The sequence below is a fragment of the Gordonia sp. JH63 genome (genome assembly GCF_009856645.1).
Taxonomy (GTDB): Bacteria; Actinomycetota; Actinomycetes; order Mycobacteriales; family Mycobacteriaceae; genus Gordonia; species Gordonia hongkongensis.
Genome location: NZ_CP047235.1, coordinates 1528412 through 1544213, shown reverse-complemented (window position 1 = coordinate 1544213; position 15802 = coordinate 1528412). Strand labels below are relative to the sequence as shown.

Below are 15802 nucleotides of genomic sequence, written 5' to 3'. Positions count from 1 at the left end.
GTCACCCACTAGCGTTTGTCGGGTGGCTCATCTACTCGGCGCGGAAACCCTTGGCCTCGAATACCCGACCACCAAGGTCTTCGAGTCGGTGTCCCTCGGGGTCAACGAGGGCGACCGGATCGGCATCGTGGGCCGAAACGGCGACGGTAAGTCGAGCCTGCTGGCGATGCTCGCCGGACGGATGCAACCCGATTCCGGTCGCGTCACCGTCCGCGGCGGCGTCCGCATCGGCGTGCTGGACCAGGTCGACGTCTTCGACGACGACGAGACCGTCGGGCACGCCGTCGTCGGCGACCGTCCCGAACACGAATGGGCGGGCGACGCGAAGGTCCGCGACGTCATCGGCGGGTTGCTCGGCGACGTCGAATGGACAGCGCCCACCAGTTCGTTGTCGGGTGGTCAGCGCCGCCGCGTGTCGCTGGCACGACTCCTCGCGGGCGAGCATGACGTCCTCGCGCTCGACGAGCCGACCAACCACCTCGACGTCGAGGCCATCACCTGGCTCGCCGACCACCTGAAGCGACGCTGGCCGGCCAACGCCGGCGGACTGCTGGTGGTCACCCACGACCGGTGGTTCCTCGACGAGGTGTGCACGGTCACCTGGGAGGTCCACGACCGCATCGTCGAACCCTTCGAGGGTGGCTACGCGGCGTACATCCTGCAGCGGGTGGAACGGGACCGGCAGGCCGCCGCGATCGAGGCACGACGACAGAATCTCGCCCGCAAGGAACTGGCCTGGCTCCGCCGCGGCGCGCCGGCCCGGACGTCGAAGCCGAAGTTCCGCATCGACGCGGCCAATGCCCTCATCGCCGACGTCCCACCGGTCCGCGACACGGTCGCCCTGCAGTCACTGGCCACCGCTCGTCTGGGCAAGGACGTCGTCGACCTGCTCGACGTGTCGGTCTCCTACGGTGACCGCACCGTCCTCGACGGCGTCGAGTGGCGGCTGGCGCCCGGTGAGCGCACCGGCATACTCGGGGTCAACGGCGCGGGCAAGTCGACGCTGCTCGGCCTCATCGCCGGAACCGTGGAACCGACCGGCGGCCGGGTCAAACGCGGCAAGACGGTCAAGGTCGCCACCCTGACCCAACGCCTCGACGACCTCGACCGGTACCTCGACGACCCGGTGCGGGTGGTCATCGCGCAGTTGCAGACCACGTACACCTTCGGTTCCGGGTCGAAGGCACAGGAACTGTCGCCGTCGCAGTTGCTCGAGCGGCTCGGCTTCGACGGCGCGCAGCTCTCGACCCCGGTCCGCGACCTCTCGGGCGGGCAGAAGCGGCGGCTGCAGTTGCTGCTCATCCTGCTCGACGCGCCGAACGTGCTGATCCTCGACGAGCCGACCAACGACCTCGACACCGACATGCTCGCCGCGCTCGAGGACCTGCTGGACTCGTGGCCCGGCACGCTGATCGTCGTCTCGCACGACCGGTACTTCCTGGAGCGGGTCACCGATCAGCAGTTCGCCGTCCTCGACGGCGGGCTCCGCCACCTCCCCGGCGGCGTCGACGAGTTCTTGAGACTCCGCTCGGCACAGGCGAAGACGTCGGGTTCCGGATCGACATCGGGCGGATCCGGTACGAGCGCCACAGCTTCGGGGAACGGCGGCGTGTCGGGCTCCACCCTCAGCGGCGCCGAGCTGCGCGCGGCCAACAAGGAGCTCGCCTCGCTCGAGCGTCGGATCGACAAGCTGCACAGCAAGATCGATGCTGCCCGGACCGCGCTCGCCGACCATGATCAGTCCGACTACCAAGGCCTCGCCGCGGAGACGGAGAGCATCCGCAGCATGGAATCCGAACTCGAGGAACTCGAGGAACGCTGGATGGAACTCGGCGAGAGCGTCGAGTGATCGACTCCGCGAGAACCGGTCGGCCCGACCTCAACGGCCGAACGACTCCCGGATCGCGGCCAGCACGTCCGGCAGCGACTCGTCGACGACGCCGCTGTGATCAGCTCGCGCGTAGGTCTTGAGGTCCACATCCGTGCCGGAGTCGCGCATCGCGGACCGCAGCGAACGACTCAGCGGGTACGGCAGCACGGGATCGAGAAGACCATGTGCGAGCGTGACTTTCACCGGGTAGCCGGAGACGGGCACCTCGGCGTACTCCCGCAGGGCGTCCCGGAAGTCCTGCTTCGCGGTGAACGACGACGCCACGAGGGAGCCCGGTGGCACCGACCGCAACGCGTCCACGACATCCCCGTTGCACCGGGCACGCGCGCGGTCGAGAAAACGCTTGCCGTCCGACGTCAGGGAATCGGCGACGCGGAGTTCTGGATTCGCGTGGTCGAGACCGGCGAGGGTGAACAGGAACGGCGCACTCAGCACATTGAGCGCGCCGAGGCCGGGCACGCGGGGACCGAACAGGCTGAACAGGTTCTCCAGCGACGAGACCGGGGCGATCGCGACGATGCCGGCGACCGGCAGTTCCGGTGCGAATTCCGCGGCGAGACGGCCCGCGTGCAGCGCAGCGTGGCCGCCCTGGGAGTGCCCGGTCGACACCCAGCGTGATCCGAGCGAGGCGTCGACCGACCGCGCCGCGCGGATCATGTCGATCACCGAGTGAGCCGCCGCGCGACCGCCGAGGTATTCGGTCTCCCCCGCCGACCCGAGCCCCGCGTAATCGGTTGCCGTGACCGCGAAACCGGCGTCGAGCGCCGCGCGCACCGGGGCCTCGACGCCGTCGCCCAGCCGGTGCAGGGTCGGCGCGCATTCGTCGGCCAGGCCCACCGTTCCGTGGGCCCAGGACACGACGGGCCACCCACCGGCGGGCGGCGTACCCTTCGGCACCCAGTACACGCCGCTCGACATCGCCGGGCGGCCGTTCTGATCGCGCGTCGCATAGGTGAGGCGGGTGCCCGAACCGGCCGCCGACGGGAGTTCGTCGTCGGGAACCTCGGAGGTGGTGAAGACGAAACCGTCGGCGGGTGCGGCGGCCGTCGACGGGCCGGCCGTGACGATGCAGAGCGCGAGCAGTAGAGCGACGACTACGCTGACCGCGAGCAGTGGGGCGACGACTGCGGAGGGTCTGCGGGACATCAGGCAACCGTAGGCGATCAGTGGCGGACGTCGGCTCCGAGGACGCGCGTACCGGCGGCGGGACCGCTGGCGGTGCGGACCGACCGGGCGACGCCGGCGCCGGACAGTTCGGCGGCGACGTTCACCGCGCCGGTCTCGTCGGCGCACAGGAAGGCGCATGTCGGACCGGAGCCGGACACGATGCCGCCCAGTGCTCCGGCGTCGATTCCGGCACGCAGGGTCCGGCGGAGGGTGGGTTGCAGCGACAGCGCCGCCGGTTGTAGGTCGTTGTGCAGCAAGGGCGCCACCGCGTGCGGGTCACCGGACGCCAGGGCCTGCATGAGTTCGTCGGGGCGGCGGAGGAGGTCCCGCTCGTCGTCGGTGGCGCATTCTCCGGAACGGCTGTCGCGCAGCCGATCCAGTTCGCGGTACACCGCGGGCGTGGACAGTCCGTCGCGTGCGAGCGCGAGCACCCAGTGGAAGTCACCGCGGGAGAGGACCTGCATCAGCCGCTCGCCGCGTCCGGTACCCAGGGCGGTGTTGCCGTGCAACGCGAACGGGACGTCGCTGCCCAGGTCCGCCGCGATCGCGGCGAGGTCGTCGCGGCCGATGTCGAGCTTCCACAGGGCGGCGAGTGCGACCAGCGCCCCGGCGGCATCCGCGCTGCCACCGGCCATGCCCCCGGCCACCGGGATCGTCTTGTCGATGTCGATCGCGACCTTGCCGGGACGGTCCGCCCACTCGGCAAGTGCCAGCGCCGCCCGGACCGCCAGGTTGGACTCGTCCGTCGGGACCGACCCGGCGCCTTCGCCACGAACCGTGATGCTCATCTCGTTGGCCCGGGCGACCCTGATGTCGTCGTGCAGGGACAGCGCCTGGAAGACGGTCACGAGGTCGTGGTAGCCGTCCTCGCGGCGCGGACCGACCCCGAGGTGCAGATTGACCTTCGACGGAGCCCGCGCGGTGACGGAGTCCGACACCACCGACAGCGACGTTCGCGACACAATGATCCAGCCTAGCGCCCCGACGTCGGCCCCGCGCCGACCGATGCGGTCGGTCCGGCGCTCCAGCCGCCGTCGATCAGGGGCGCCAGCCGCGGTCGACGAGTTGTCCGACGTGCTCGACGACCAGCACCGCGCCCGCGTCGCGCAACTCACCCTCCGCGAAACCACCGGACCGTACCGCCACGCACTCCGCCGGCAGGCGATGCGCCGACGCCACGTCCCACACGGTGTCGCCGACGACGACAGCCTTTCCACCGCCGGCCTCGGCGAGCGCGACCGACAGGATGTCGGGCGCCGGTTTGGACGAATCGGCGTCGTCCGAGGTGGTCACGGCGGCGAAGTCGTTCCGCGACAATCCCATCGACTCGAGCGCGGCGTCGGTGAACTCCGACTTGCCCGACGACGCGAGCGCCACCCGGTAGCCGGCGTCCAGCAGTCCCCGCACCAAATCGGCAGCGCCGGGCAGGGGCCGCACGTCGGGCAGCAGGTCGCGATAGGCCTCCTCCCACTCGTCGCGCAAGGTGTCGCCGAGCGATTCCTCCACGTCGTCGCCGAGCAGCTCGCCGACGAGCCGGTCGCCACCCATGCCGATCGCCCGGTGCACCTGCCACCACTGCGGGATCAGGTCGTGAGCAGCGAAGGCCCGCATCCACGCCAACGCGTGGAGGTAGGTGGAGTCGACGAGCGTACCGTCGACATCGAGCAGCACGGTGTCGATCGACCCATCCGCTTTCCGGTCTGGCATCTGCGCCTCGTTTCCGGGGTCGAGAACCGCGCCCCGTCGTCGAACGTCCGTCGTCCGGGCACCACCGTCTCGAGCGTCCCGGGTTTCGGACCCATGACTCATGGCTACACCGAGGCGACCCATCTCGCAGAGGAGACCTCCATGGCAACACGTTTCGGCTACACCCTGATGACCGAGCAGGCAGGCCCGAAAGAGCTGGTGCGGTACGCCGTCGGCGCCGAAGACGCCGGCTTCGACTTCGAGGTGTCGAGCGACCACTACTTCCCGTGGCTCTCGGCCCAGGGACACGCCCCGTACGCGTGGACGGTCCTGGGAGCCGTGGCCCACGCGACCGAGCGGGTCGACCTGATGACCTACGTGACGTGCCCGACGATCCGCTACCACCCGGCGATCATCGCGCAGAAGGCTGCGACGCTGCAGATCCTCGCCGACGGTCGCTTCACTCTCGGCCTCGGCTCGGGCGAGAACCTGAACGAGCACGTGGTTGGCGAGGGCTGGCCCTCGGTCGCCGACCGCCAAGACATGCTCGCCGAGGCGATCGAGATCATCCGCAAACTGCACACCGGTGAGCTTGTCGACTTCCGCGGCGAGTTCTTCCAGGTCGACGCCGCCCGGATCTGGGATCTGCCCGACCAGCCCGTCCCGATCGGCGTCGCGGTGGCGGGCAATGCGGGTATCGAGACGTTCGGGCCACTCGCCGACCACCTGATCGCCGTCGAACCCGACGCCGACTTCATCAAGGCCTGGAACGAACATTCGTCGACCCCGACCGTCGACGGGCAGCGGTCCCGCGCGATCGGGCAGATCCCCATCAGCTGGGATCCCGACCGCGACAAGGCGATCGAGCGCGCCCACGATCAGTTCCGGTGGTTCGCCGGCGGGTGGGATGTCAACGCCGACCTGCGCACCACCGCGGGCTTCGCCGCAGCGACGCAGTTCGTCACGCCGGACGACGTCGCGGGCAACATCCCCTGCGGCCCGGACCTCGACCAGATCGTCGAGGCGGTGAAACCGTTCTGGGAGGCAGGGTTCACCGACATCGCGCTGGTGCAGATCGGGGGCGACACCCAGGACGCGTTCCTGCGCGACGCCGCTCCCGAGCTACTGGAGAAACTGCGCGTCGCGTCGAACTGAGTCCGATTGCTCGAGGTTCCAGGACTGCTGGGTGCGGTCCTCGCCCGCTCGCAGCACGGCGGTGTGCACATCGCCGACGTGGCGACCCGACGGGAGTTGATCGATCTCGTCCTCGGGGCGTCGGCCGGTGTAGCGGAAGCCGGCCGACGCCGCCAGCCGCGCCGAGGCCACGTTGTCGACCAGCGCCCGCCAGATCACGCGATCGAACCCGGCTCCGCCGTCGGCGGGGTCGGCGAAGGCGTGGTCGAGGACCGCGGCGAGCGCCTCGGTGAGGTAGCGATGGCCCCGATGCGACGGCGCACACCAATAGCCCAGTGACGCAACGCCTTTCTCGACGGTTCGCAGTCCGATGGTGCCGACGAGTTCACCGCCGGGGATCTCGATCGTCCACACCGACGACCCGGCGGCCGGGGCGATGTCGCGGACCGGGACCAGTGTGAAGCGCTGGATGTCCGGGTCCTGGCAGGCGCGGAAGATCGGTTCGATTTCACGGTCGGCGGGTGCGCGCAGCCGCAGCCTCGGCGTCGTCAGAGTCTGTGGTGGAGCCATGTCGGACCTCGTCGTCGATGCTGTGGATGCACAACACGGTTCGAGCCTCTCCCCGCCGACGGCGAGTGGTTTTGCGCCCGCCCCCACGACGAGCCGCGGTCTCCCGCGATCAGCGACCCGGCGTCGAGATCAGGTCGTGCGAGCGAGGCGGACGAAGTCGTCGACGTCGAGCTTCTCGCCCCGCACACCCGGATCGATACCGGCCTCACGGAGCCGGCGTTCGGCCTCGGCCGCCGAACCGGCCCAGCCGGCCAGCGCCGAGCGCATCGTCTTGCGTCGCTGGGCGAATGCAGCGTCGATCGCGGCGAACACCTGTTGCCGCACAACGGGATCGGTCGAGTGGTCGTCGGTTCGTTCGATGCGGACGAGACCCGACTCCACCTTGGGTTCGGGCCAGAAGACGTTGCGCCCCACCGCACCGGCCCGGCTCACGCGACCGTGGTAGCGCGCCTTGACGCTCGGCACCCCGTAGGTGCGGCTGCCCGGGCCGGCGGCGAGGCGGTCGGCGACCTCGGCCTGCACCATCACGAGGGCGGTGGTGATCTCCGGGAAGAGTCCGAGCAGGTGCAACAGGACCGGCACCGACACGTTGTACGGCAGGTTCGCGACCAGAGCGGTGGGGACCACCGGCAGGTCGTCGCGCGTCACCTGTAGCGCGTCGGCGAGGATGACTTCGAAGTTGCCCTGCCGACTCGGGGCATACTCCGCGATCGTCGCCGGAAGACGTTCCGCGAGCACCGGATCGATCTCGATGGCGACGACCCTGCCCGCCGTCCCGAGGAGGGCGAGGGTGAGCGAGCCCAGCCCGGGCCCGACCTCGAGGACGGTGTCGTCAGGCCCGACCCCCGATGCCGCGACGATCCTTCGCACGGTGTTCGCGTCGTGGACGAAGTTCTGTCCGAGAGTCTTGGTCGGCCGGACGCCGACCTCCGCCGCGAGCTCCCTGATCTGTGCCGGCCCGAGGAGACGCGGAGCCTCGTCGGGCGCGCTGTCGGGTGAACCCGCTGTCGAGTCGCTGATCAGCGCAGGCCCAGCTTGGACGAGCAGGACGGCCATGCGCCCCAGCCCTGGACCGCCTGGGTCTTCTTCGCGATGGCGATCTGTTCTTCGCGGGTGGCGAGGTCGGCGCGCGGCGCGTACTCGAGTCCGCCCCAGCGTTCCCAGGTGTTCTGGTCGAACTGGACGCCGCCGTAGAAGCCGTTGCCGGTGTTGATCGCCCAGTTGCCGGTCGCCTCGCACGCGGCGAGCGCATCCCACACCGACCCCGGCGGCACGAACGGCGCACCCGGCTTGGTGCCGATGCGAACGGTGGCCGCGACGGGCTCGCTGAGCACCTCGCTGGTCAGCTTGTCGCGCTTGACGACCCGGCCGTTCACGGTGGTCACCTTGTAGGTGACACGCGCCTCGCCGGGCGTGCCCTTCTTCTCCACGACCTTGCGGTCGCGGACGAGGGTCGGGTCCTCTTTCTTGACCTCCGGCGGGGCGACCGGTTCCGTGAGCGTGACGTCCTCGGTCTTGATCCGGGTGACGACGATCTTGAGGTTCGGGGTGATCTTGGTGTCGGCGGCCGGGGTGACCTTGTCTTCGGCGCCCAGCGGGGTGCCGAGCGACTCGAGCAGATCCTTGACGGTATGCGCGGCGACGGTCGGGCGCTTGCGGGCCGGTCCGTCGACGAGGTTCACCGGCTTGGGCAGCGCGACCTCGATCTGACCGCCGTCGACCGGCAGTTCCTCGCCGAAGGCGGTCTCCTCGGCGGCGTGGGTCAGTCCGCGTTCGGCCATCAACTGGTCCACGGTCGAGGCGTTGGTGACGATGGTCTCGCGCTTGCCCTCGATGTCGAGGGTGAGTTCCTTGAGCTTGTTGACCTTGATGGTCTGGCCGTCGCCGAAGCCCGAGTCGGGTGCCGGGCTCACCTTGTCACCGTCGGCGGGCGCCAGCCCCTCCGACTCGAGGAGACTCTCGACGGACATCGCCATGGTGGACACGTGCCGGATGTCGCCGTCCACGTCGATCGCGACGTTCTTGTGCATGCTGACGCCCATAACCCCGCCGGCCGCGACGGTGGCGCACACGGCGCCGACGGCGACGCGGACACGCAACGACTTCGAGCCGTTGATCTTGGCGAACACCGAATTGGACGATGTCGGAGCGGACGGCTCCGGGTTCGAGAGTTCGGGGTTTTGCAGCTCTGGGTTGGGCAGAGAAGACAAGGGCACGACATCCTGATAGGCAACACTGGCACCACGCCGGCCGAGTGGATCAGCACGTCGGCCAGCTGGATCACAGTACGATAACGAACCGGCCAGATTATGGCAAAGGGATGCCGTAGACGCGCCGTGCGTTCGCCCCGAGGATGCGAGCCATCTCCTCGTCCGCCACGCCGCGCACGGCCGCGAGGGCCCGGGCCGTGTACGGCAGACAATAGGACTGATTGGGCTGGCCACGGTAGGGATGCGGGGTCAGGAACGGCGCGTCGGTCTCGACGAGGATCTGGTCGTCGGGGACCAACTCGGCCGCGACCCGGAGCTCATCGGCGTTGGCGAAGCTCACAGTGCCGGCGAAACTGAGCATGAACCCACGCTCGACACATTCGCGTGCAACATTTCGGTCACCGGAGAAGCAGTGCATGATCACGGATTCCGGGGCGCCCTCCGCGGCCAGGACGTCGAGTAGATCCCGGTCGGCCTCGCGGTTGTGGATCATCAGCGGCTTGCCGACCCGCTTCGCGAGGTCGATGTGCCAGCGGAACGTCTCGTGCTGCACCTCGGGCGACGCACAGTCGTCGGACCTCCCGGGCCAGTAGTAGTCGAGCCCGGTCTCGCCCACCGCGACGACTCGCGGGTGACGCACCATCCGCTCGAGCTCGGCGGCGGTCTCGTCGTTCAGATCGCCGGCATGCATCGGGTGCAGGGCCACCGCCGCGTAGACGCGATCGTCCCACTCCGCGGCGGCGACCGCCCACCGTGCATCGACCATGTCGTCGGCGACGGTGACCACATGGCCGACGCCGACGCCCTGCGCGTGGTCGCAAATCGCGCGGACCGTCTCGGCGTCGCGTCCGCCGCATGCAGCGAGGTGGGTGTGCGCGTCGACGAGGCCGGGCAGCGGCGCCGGGTCCGGTGGCGGTTCGCGTCGACGTCGCTTCTTGGCAGCCTTGTTGCTCAGGGTCTCGCCGCCACCGCTCTCGGCATCACCCAGCGCCGAGTTCTCCGGGGCGTCGCTCATGGCACCCACCTTGGCACAGCGCGTCGGAACCTTCCCCTGCGGTCCCGACATCGCTAGAGCGTCACGGTCCCCTCGATCACCGTCGTCGTGTCGCCACCGACCCAGATGTGCTCGCCGTCGTCGTGGACGTGGATGCGGCCGGCCCGACCGAGCGCCGCACCTTGCGCGGCGACGTAGGACGCCGGCGCCTGCCCGGTGGCCCGCAACCACATGGCGATGCCGGCGTTGAGACTGCCCGTCACCGGGTCCTCGGGGACCCCGATGCCCGGCACGAACGCGCGCACCTCGCCGAAGACCTCTCCGTCCCCCGAGCCGTACCGCCCGAACAACCCGACCTTGTGATCGCCGAGGGCAGGGATGTCCGGGGTCACCTCGAGCACCCGCTCGCCCGATTCGAGTTGCAACACCATCCATTCCGGCCCGTTGTCGACCCACTCGGCCGCGCGGACCTCGGCCGTGTCGACCCGTAGCGCCGCGGCGACCTCGGTGACGACGGCGGCGTCGACGGGTCCGGACCGCCGCAACGGCGGCGCCGCGAAGGCCAGCCGTGCACCAGTGCGCCGCAGTCGCACCAGGCCGACGCCGCACTCCTGCACGATGTCCTCCCCCGCAGGCCGGCCGCCCGTCGTCAGCCAGGCATGTGCCGAGCCGAGGGTGGGATGCCCGGCGAACGGCAACTCGCCGTCCGGGGTGAAGATGCGCAGACGGTAATCGGCGGCAGGGTCGGTCGGCGGCAGCACGAAGGTCGTCTCCGACAGGTTCGTCCAGCGCGCGAACGCGGCCATCCGGTCGTCGGGGATGTCGGTGGCATCGAGCACCACGGCAACCGGGTTACCACCGGTCCCGGTAGCGGAGAACACATCGATCTGAGCGAATCGTCGAGTCATCGGACCATCGTCTCACCTCCAGTTGTCGCCCGGCCAAAGCCTTTTCGGGCGCGCAGGCGTCGCCGGCGGAACCGCTGTCCGGGACGACGCGTGCGATCGCGCGCCCGCGGCCGGCAGAAAACGCCCGGGGTGGCCACGCAAATCGCGCCGGAGTCGCCCGGGACGGGTAGCGTGGCGAAGCGTGTTGGGATTGCCAGATTCGATCACCGTCGCACTGTTCGACCTCGACGGGGTTCTCACCGAGACCGCGGTGCTGCACCGCAAGGCGTGGAAGAAGGCGTTCGACGCCTTTCTCGCCGCCCGTGCGGGCGGCGCAGACCACGCCGACTTCGTCGAGTTCACCGATCAGGACTATCTGGACTACGTCGACGGACGTCCCCGCGAGGACGGCGTCCGGGCCTTCCTCGCCTCTCGCGGAATCGACGATGTCGACGCGCAGACCGTGACCGCGATCGGAGACGGGAAGAACGACATGTTCCTGGTCAGCCTGGCCGAGGACGGTGGGCAGGCCTATCCGGGGTCCGTGCGATATCTCGAGGCGGCGCGCGACGCCGGTCTCCGGATCGCCGTGGTGACCTCCTCGAAGAACGGAGCAGCAGTGCTGGATGCGGCCGACCTGTCGAAATTCGTCGAGGTCCGGGTGGACGGACTCGACATCGTGTCGAAAGGGCTGAAGGGCAAACCCGCACCCGACTCGTTCCTCCTGGGCGCCGAACTGATGGGCGTCGAGCCCGCCGCGGCGGTCGTCTTCGAAGACGCCATCTCCGGCATCGCGGCCGGCAGCGCGGGAGCCTTCGGCTACGTCGTCGGCATCGACCGGGTCGGTGGCGGCCAAGCCGAGGCGATGCGTGCCGCCGGCGCCGACATCGTCGTGAACGACCTCGTCGAATTGCTCCCCGCATGACCGCCGAGCACGGCCACGACTTCGGCTTCGAGATCCATCCGTGGCAGCTGAAGTGGCGCGGCGGCGTCGATCTGGACATGCTGGGCCGAACCGAGACGCTCTTCGCACTGTCCAACGGGCACATCGGTTTACGCGGGTCCTTCGAAGAGGGTGAGCCGGTCGATCATCCCGGCACGTACCTCAACGGCTTCTACGAGCTGCGCGGCCTGCCCTATGCCGAGAGCGGCTACGGATATCCCGAATCCGGACAGACCGTCGTCAACGTGACCGACGGCAAGATCATCCGGCTGCTGGTCGAGGACGAGCCGATGGACCTTCGGTACGGGCGTACCGAGGAGCACGAGCGGACGCTGGACTTCCGGACCGGCACCCTGCGTCGTCACACGGTGTGGACCTCACCCACCGGCCGGAAGGTCCGCATCAAGTCCGAACGCCTCGTGTCCTTCACCAAACGCACGATCGCCGCGATCCGGTACGAGGTCGAGCCGGTCGACGAGGACATGAAACTCGTTCTGCAGTCCGATCTCCTGGCCAACGAGCCGGTTCCGGCACCGGGCAACGACCCGCGTCTGGCGGCGGCGCTCGACGCCCCGCTGGTCTCCGACCTCGCCACCTGCCGCAACTACTGGGGCATGCTGGTCCACCACACCAAGAAGTCCGGCCTGCACATGGCGGCCGGCATGGACCACGAGATCTATTTCCCCGACAAGGCCGACACCTTCATCCGCGCCGACGGCGACCTGGCCCGGCTCACCATCGCGGCCAACGTGCCGAAGGGCAAGAGTCTCACCCTCACCAAGTACATGGGGTACGGCTGGTCGGCCCGACGCTCGGTGCCGGCGCTGCGCGCCCAGGTCGACGCGGCCCTCGCGATGGCGATGGAGACCGGTTGGGATTCGCTCAAGGCCGACCAGGTCCGGTACCTCGAGGACTTCTGGCGCGACGCCGACGTCGAACTCGACGGCGATCCCGAACTGCAGCAGGCGGTTCGCTTCGCGTTGTTCCATGTCCTGCAGGCCGGCGCGCGCGGTCAGTCCCGCGCGATCCCGGCCAAGGGTCTCACCGGCCCCGGCTACGACGGTCACACCTTCTGGGACACCGAGAGTTTCATCCTCCCGATGCTCACCTACACCGTGCCCGCCGCCGCCGGCGAGGAATTGCGATGGCGCCACTCCACCATGGACAAAGCGAAGTCCCGGGCCGCCGAACTGGGGCAACGCGGGGCCATGTTCCCGTGGCGCTCGATCAACGGCGACGAGTGTTCGGGGTACTGGCCCGCGGGCACCGCGGGCGTCCACGTCTCCGCCGACATCGCCAACGCCACCGCGCGCTACCTGCGGGCCACCAACGACGAACAGTTCGAAACCGAATGCGGCGTCGAACTTCTCGTCGAGACCGCCCGGCTGTTCGCCGGTCTCGGGCACCACGATGTGAACGGCAAGTTCCGCATCGACGGGGTCACCGGTCCCGACGAGTACACCGCCGTCGTGAACAACAACACCTTCACCAACCTGGCGGCGCAACAGAATCTGCGCGACGCCGTGGCGGCGGTGCATCGCCGTCCGGATCTCGCCGAGCAATTCGGGGTCACGACCGCCGAGGCAGCGCACTGGGAAGCGTGCGCCGACGACATGACGATCCCCTTCGACGACGCGCTCGGCGTGCACCAGCAGTGTGAGTCGTTCACGTTGTTGGGCGCCTGGGACTTCGAGTCCTCGGTGGGACGCTATCCGCTGCTGTTGAACTACCCGTACTACGACCTCTACCGCAAGCAGGTGGTCAAGCAGGCCGACCTGGTCTTCGCGACCTACCTGTTCGGCGACGCCTTCACGCCCGAGCAGAAGCTGCGCAACTTCGACTACTACTACCCGCTGACCGTTCGTGACTCGTCGCTGTCGGCCTGCTGCGAGGCGGTCACCGCCGCCGAGGTCGGTTACCCCGATCTCGCCTACGACCTGCTCGCCGAGTCCGTGTTCACCGACCTGCACGACCTGCACAACAACGTCAGCAGTGGCCTGCACATCGCGGCTCTCGCCGGTGCCTGGACCGACTGCGTGGCGGGTTTCGGCGGTATGCGCGACTTCGGCGGGAACATCACGTTCGCACCGCGGCTGCCGAAGCGGTTGACCTACATGTCCTTCCGCATGATCATCCGGGACTCGAAGATCGTGGTGGCCGTCGACAAGGACAATGCGACGTACCGGTTGTTGTCGGGTCCGCCGATCGACCTGGCGCACCACGGCGAGAAGTTCACGCTCGAATCCGCGCCGATGACCATGCACATTCCGGAACTGGAATACCGCGAACCGCCGAAGGCCCCGCCGGGGTGCGAACCGTATCGCCGGGAGATCTAGTGGTGTGTCTCGGAAATAGGTGGCCGGTATCCGGTGGAGCGATCGGTGGTCTGGCAAGGCGGAGGAGGGAGGGATAGCGGAGCTATCTCGACCGACGACAACGCCGCCAGGCGCCGATCGAGCGCCGGAGACCAGTCGCTTATTTCCGAGACACACCACCACATCTCAGCGCTTGACCTTCTCACTGTGTCAAGCGCTCAGATGGGTGGCGAAGGAGGTGGTCGACGATGACCGACCAGACAACCCACGCGCCCGACCCTGCCCTGCTGGCGGCGCTCGCCGCCGACGACGCCTCGACGAGGCTGCGGGCCGCGATGGCGGCGGGCAGCAACCCGCATCCCGGCTACGCCGAGGAGCTGATCCGACGCTGCGGCGTCGAGCCGGATTTCTTCGTGCGGGACATGCTGACCTGGGCCCTCACGCGGTTGCCCGCCGATCTCACGGTTCCCGGACTCGTGACCGAGCTGGGGTCGGCGTCCCCACAGGCGCGGGCCCAGGCCCTGCACACCCTGTCGAAGATCGGGGATCGATCGGCGTGGACGTCGATCACCCTCGCGCTCCTGCACGACACGGACGACGAGGTGGCGCGCGCCGCGTGGCGGACCGCCGTCGGCCTGGTCCCGTCCGGGCGGGAGACCTGGCTCGCGAACGAACTGGCCGGCGAACTCGGTCGTGGGAGCACGGACGTGCAGCGGAGTCTCAGCCGTGCCCTGGCCGGGCTCGGAGGCTTCGCCGCCGGACCATTGACCGCCGCGAAGAAGCGCGGTGATCTGACGGTACAGGCACACGTGGCCGCCACCGAGCGGTTGATCGACGACCCGGACAGCGACTTCGCCGCTGCGTTGGAGTACGCGACACGGTTGGTGAACAGCGATGCCGCGGCTGAGGATTCGTCGGCGATCGGGCCAGAGGACGGTACGTAGCGGTGCTGATCGGCGAGGTGGCGCGGCATACCGGTCTGAGCAACCGGATGCTGCGCCACTATGACTCGCTCGGCCTCGTCCGGCCCACGGGCCGGACGTCGGGCGGTTATCGCGAATACTCCGACGCCGACCTCGAACGGCTGATGCACGTCGAGAGTCTCCGCTCGCTCGGACTGTCGCTGCGGGAGGTGGGACTCGCGCTCGACGACCCGGAGTTCGCGCCGGACTCGCTCATGGACCGGCTCGTCGACGACACGAAGGCGAGGATGGCCGCCGACGCGCAACTCCTCGAGCGCCTGCAAGTTGTCCGGGCGACGGGCCCCTCGGACTGGTCGTCGGTGCTGGGTGTGATCGGCCTCCTCCGTGCGGTCCAGTCCGAGCATGCGGCCCTTCGTCAGCAGGCCGCACTGCTCGCCGGGGAGGTGGGCGTGTCCGGGGATTCGCTGGCCGAGGCGCTGCTGGCCGAGACCGATCCCAACGTCGCCGGCGCGCTGCGCTGGGCCCTCGCGCAGCGGCCGGGCGGCGTCGAGCGTCTCGCCACCGGCGCGTCGGACCCCGACCCGTCGATCCGACGCCGAGCGGTCACCGCCCTCGCCGCCGTCGACGAGACCCCGGAGGTCGCCTCGGTGTTGCGCGGCCTGCTCGACGACCCCGACACCGTGGTCCGACGCATCGCCGCCCTGACCCTCGGGCGTCGCGGCGTCGCCGCTGCGGTCGATGCACTGGTCGAGCTCATCGCAGCCGGCGACCGGGACGTCGAGGCCGCCGAGATCCTCGCCGGCCACGAGGCACATCGAGAGCGGATCGTCGACCTTCTCGTCGACCGCCTGGGCGCCGACCCGGACGCGGCCGTCCGATCGAGGCTGGTGCAGGCACTCGCCGAAATCCCCGGTACCGCATCGACTTCGGCGCTACAGGTGTACATCCATGATGCCGACGACATGGTCGCCAGGACAGCGGTCGTGATTCTGGACCAGCGGCCGGTGGACTGAGCGCCAGGTTCCATGAGCCGCAAACCCACCCCATTTCGGTGAACCCACGTCCACACCGGGCCGTGGGTT

Annotated in this window: 14 protein-coding genes; 6 read left to right on the top strand and 8 right to left on the bottom strand. The window is 69.3% G+C overall.

Annotated elements, in window-relative coordinates; translation table 11 throughout:
• Positions 1 to 22: 22 nt before the first annotated feature.
• Positions 23 to 1849, top strand: a complete 1827-nt coding sequence (locus tag GR168_RS06980; RefSeq protein ID WP_065630892.1) for an ABC-F family ATP-binding cassette domain-containing protein — start codon at positions 23 to 25, stop codon at positions 1847 to 1849.
• Between the two features lie 30 nt (positions 1850 to 1879).
• Here the strand turns inward: GR168_RS06980 and GR168_RS06975 are convergent, their stop codons facing one another.
• From GR168_RS06975 to GR168_RS06965, 3 genes are all read right to left on the bottom strand, one after another.
• A complete protein-coding gene (locus GR168_RS06975; RefSeq protein ID WP_159370390.1) occupies positions 1880 to 3037 on the bottom strand; it encodes a lipase family protein in 1158 nt (385 codons plus the stop codon).
• A 17-nt stretch (positions 3038 to 3054) separates the two neighbouring features.
• Complete coding sequence (locus GR168_RS06970; RefSeq protein WP_058251444.1) at positions 3055 to 4020, bottom strand: 4-(cytidine 5'-diphospho)-2-C-methyl-D-erythritol kinase; 966 nt, start codon at positions 4018 to 4020, stop codon at positions 3055 to 3057.
• A 76-nt stretch (positions 4021 to 4096) separates the two neighbouring features.
• Positions 4097 to 4765, bottom strand: coding sequence for an HAD family hydrolase (locus GR168_RS06965; protein WP_159370389.1), 669 nt, complete (start codon positions 4763 to 4765; stop codon positions 4097 to 4099).
• 141 nt (positions 4766 to 4906) lie between these two features.
• Here GR168_RS06965 and GR168_RS06960 point away from each other — a divergent pair, with 141 nt between their 5' ends.
• Entirely contained in the window at positions 4907 to 5899 is a 993-nt protein-coding gene (locus GR168_RS06960; protein WP_159370388.1) for an LLM class F420-dependent oxidoreductase, read from the top strand.
• Here the strand turns inward: GR168_RS06960 and GR168_RS06955 are convergent.
• The 5 genes from GR168_RS06955 to GR168_RS06935 all read right to left on the bottom strand — a co-directional run bounded on the left by GR168_RS06955 (position 5867) and on the right by GR168_RS06935 (position 10560).
• Positions 5867 to 6448, bottom strand: coding sequence for a GNAT family N-acetyltransferase (locus GR168_RS06955; RefSeq protein ID WP_159370387.1), 582 nt, complete (start codon positions 6446 to 6448; stop codon positions 5867 to 5869). The two genes, GR168_RS06960 and GR168_RS06955, sit on opposite strands and share 33 nt — an antisense overlap.
• 129 nt (positions 6449 to 6577) lie before the next feature.
• Entirely contained in the window at positions 6578 to 7504 is a 927-nt protein-coding gene (rsmA, locus tag GR168_RS06950) for a 16S rRNA (adenine(1518)-N(6)/adenine(1519)-N(6))-dimethyltransferase RsmA (protein WP_065630888.1), read from the bottom strand.
• On the bottom strand, positions 7468 to 8634 hold the full coding sequence (locus GR168_RS06945; protein WP_203235936.1) for a resuscitation-promoting factor: 1167 nt from the start codon (positions 8632 to 8634) through the stop codon (positions 7468 to 7470). The genes rsmA and GR168_RS06945 overlap by 37 nt, the downstream gene beginning before the upstream one ends.
• A gap of 121 nt (positions 8635 to 8755) precedes the next feature.
• Positions 8756 to 9673, bottom strand: a complete 918-nt coding sequence (locus tag GR168_RS06940; RefSeq protein ID WP_159370386.1) for a TatD family hydrolase — start codon at positions 9671 to 9673, stop codon at positions 8756 to 8758.
• A 53-nt stretch (positions 9674 to 9726) separates the two neighbouring features.
• Positions 9727 to 10560 (bottom strand): PhzF family phenazine biosynthesis protein, encoded by an 834-nt coding sequence (locus GR168_RS06935; RefSeq protein ID WP_159370385.1) that lies wholly within the window; start codon positions 10558 to 10560, stop codon positions 9727 to 9729.
• A 181-nt stretch (positions 10561 to 10741) separates the two neighbouring features.
• Here GR168_RS06935 and GR168_RS06930 point away from each other — a divergent pair, with 181 nt between their 5' ends.
• The 4 genes from GR168_RS06930 (at position 10742) to GR168_RS06915 (ending at position 15733) form a co-directional block, all read left to right on the top strand.
• Positions 10742 to 11464, top strand: a complete 723-nt coding sequence (locus GR168_RS06930; protein ID WP_058251450.1) for a beta-phosphoglucomutase family hydrolase — start codon at positions 10742 to 10744, stop codon at positions 11462 to 11464.
• Positions 11461 to 13818, top strand: coding sequence for a glycosyl hydrolase family 65 protein (locus GR168_RS06925; protein WP_058251451.1), 2358 nt, complete (start codon positions 11461 to 11463; stop codon positions 13816 to 13818). The genes GR168_RS06930 and GR168_RS06925 overlap by 4 nt, the downstream gene beginning before the upstream one ends.
• A gap of 227 nt (positions 13819 to 14045) precedes the next feature.
• Positions 14046 to 14741, top strand: coding sequence for a HEAT repeat domain-containing protein (locus tag GR168_RS06920; protein ID WP_159370384.1), 696 nt, complete (start codon positions 14046 to 14048; stop codon positions 14739 to 14741).
• Between the two features lie 2 nt (positions 14742 to 14743).
• Positions 14744 to 15733 carry a HEAT repeat domain-containing protein gene (locus tag GR168_RS06915; RefSeq protein ID WP_159370383.1) on the top strand — a complete coding sequence of 330 codons (990 nt, stop codon included), beginning with the start codon at positions 14744 to 14746 and terminating at the stop codon, positions 15731 to 15733.
• Positions 15734 to 15802: the final 69 nt, after the last annotated feature.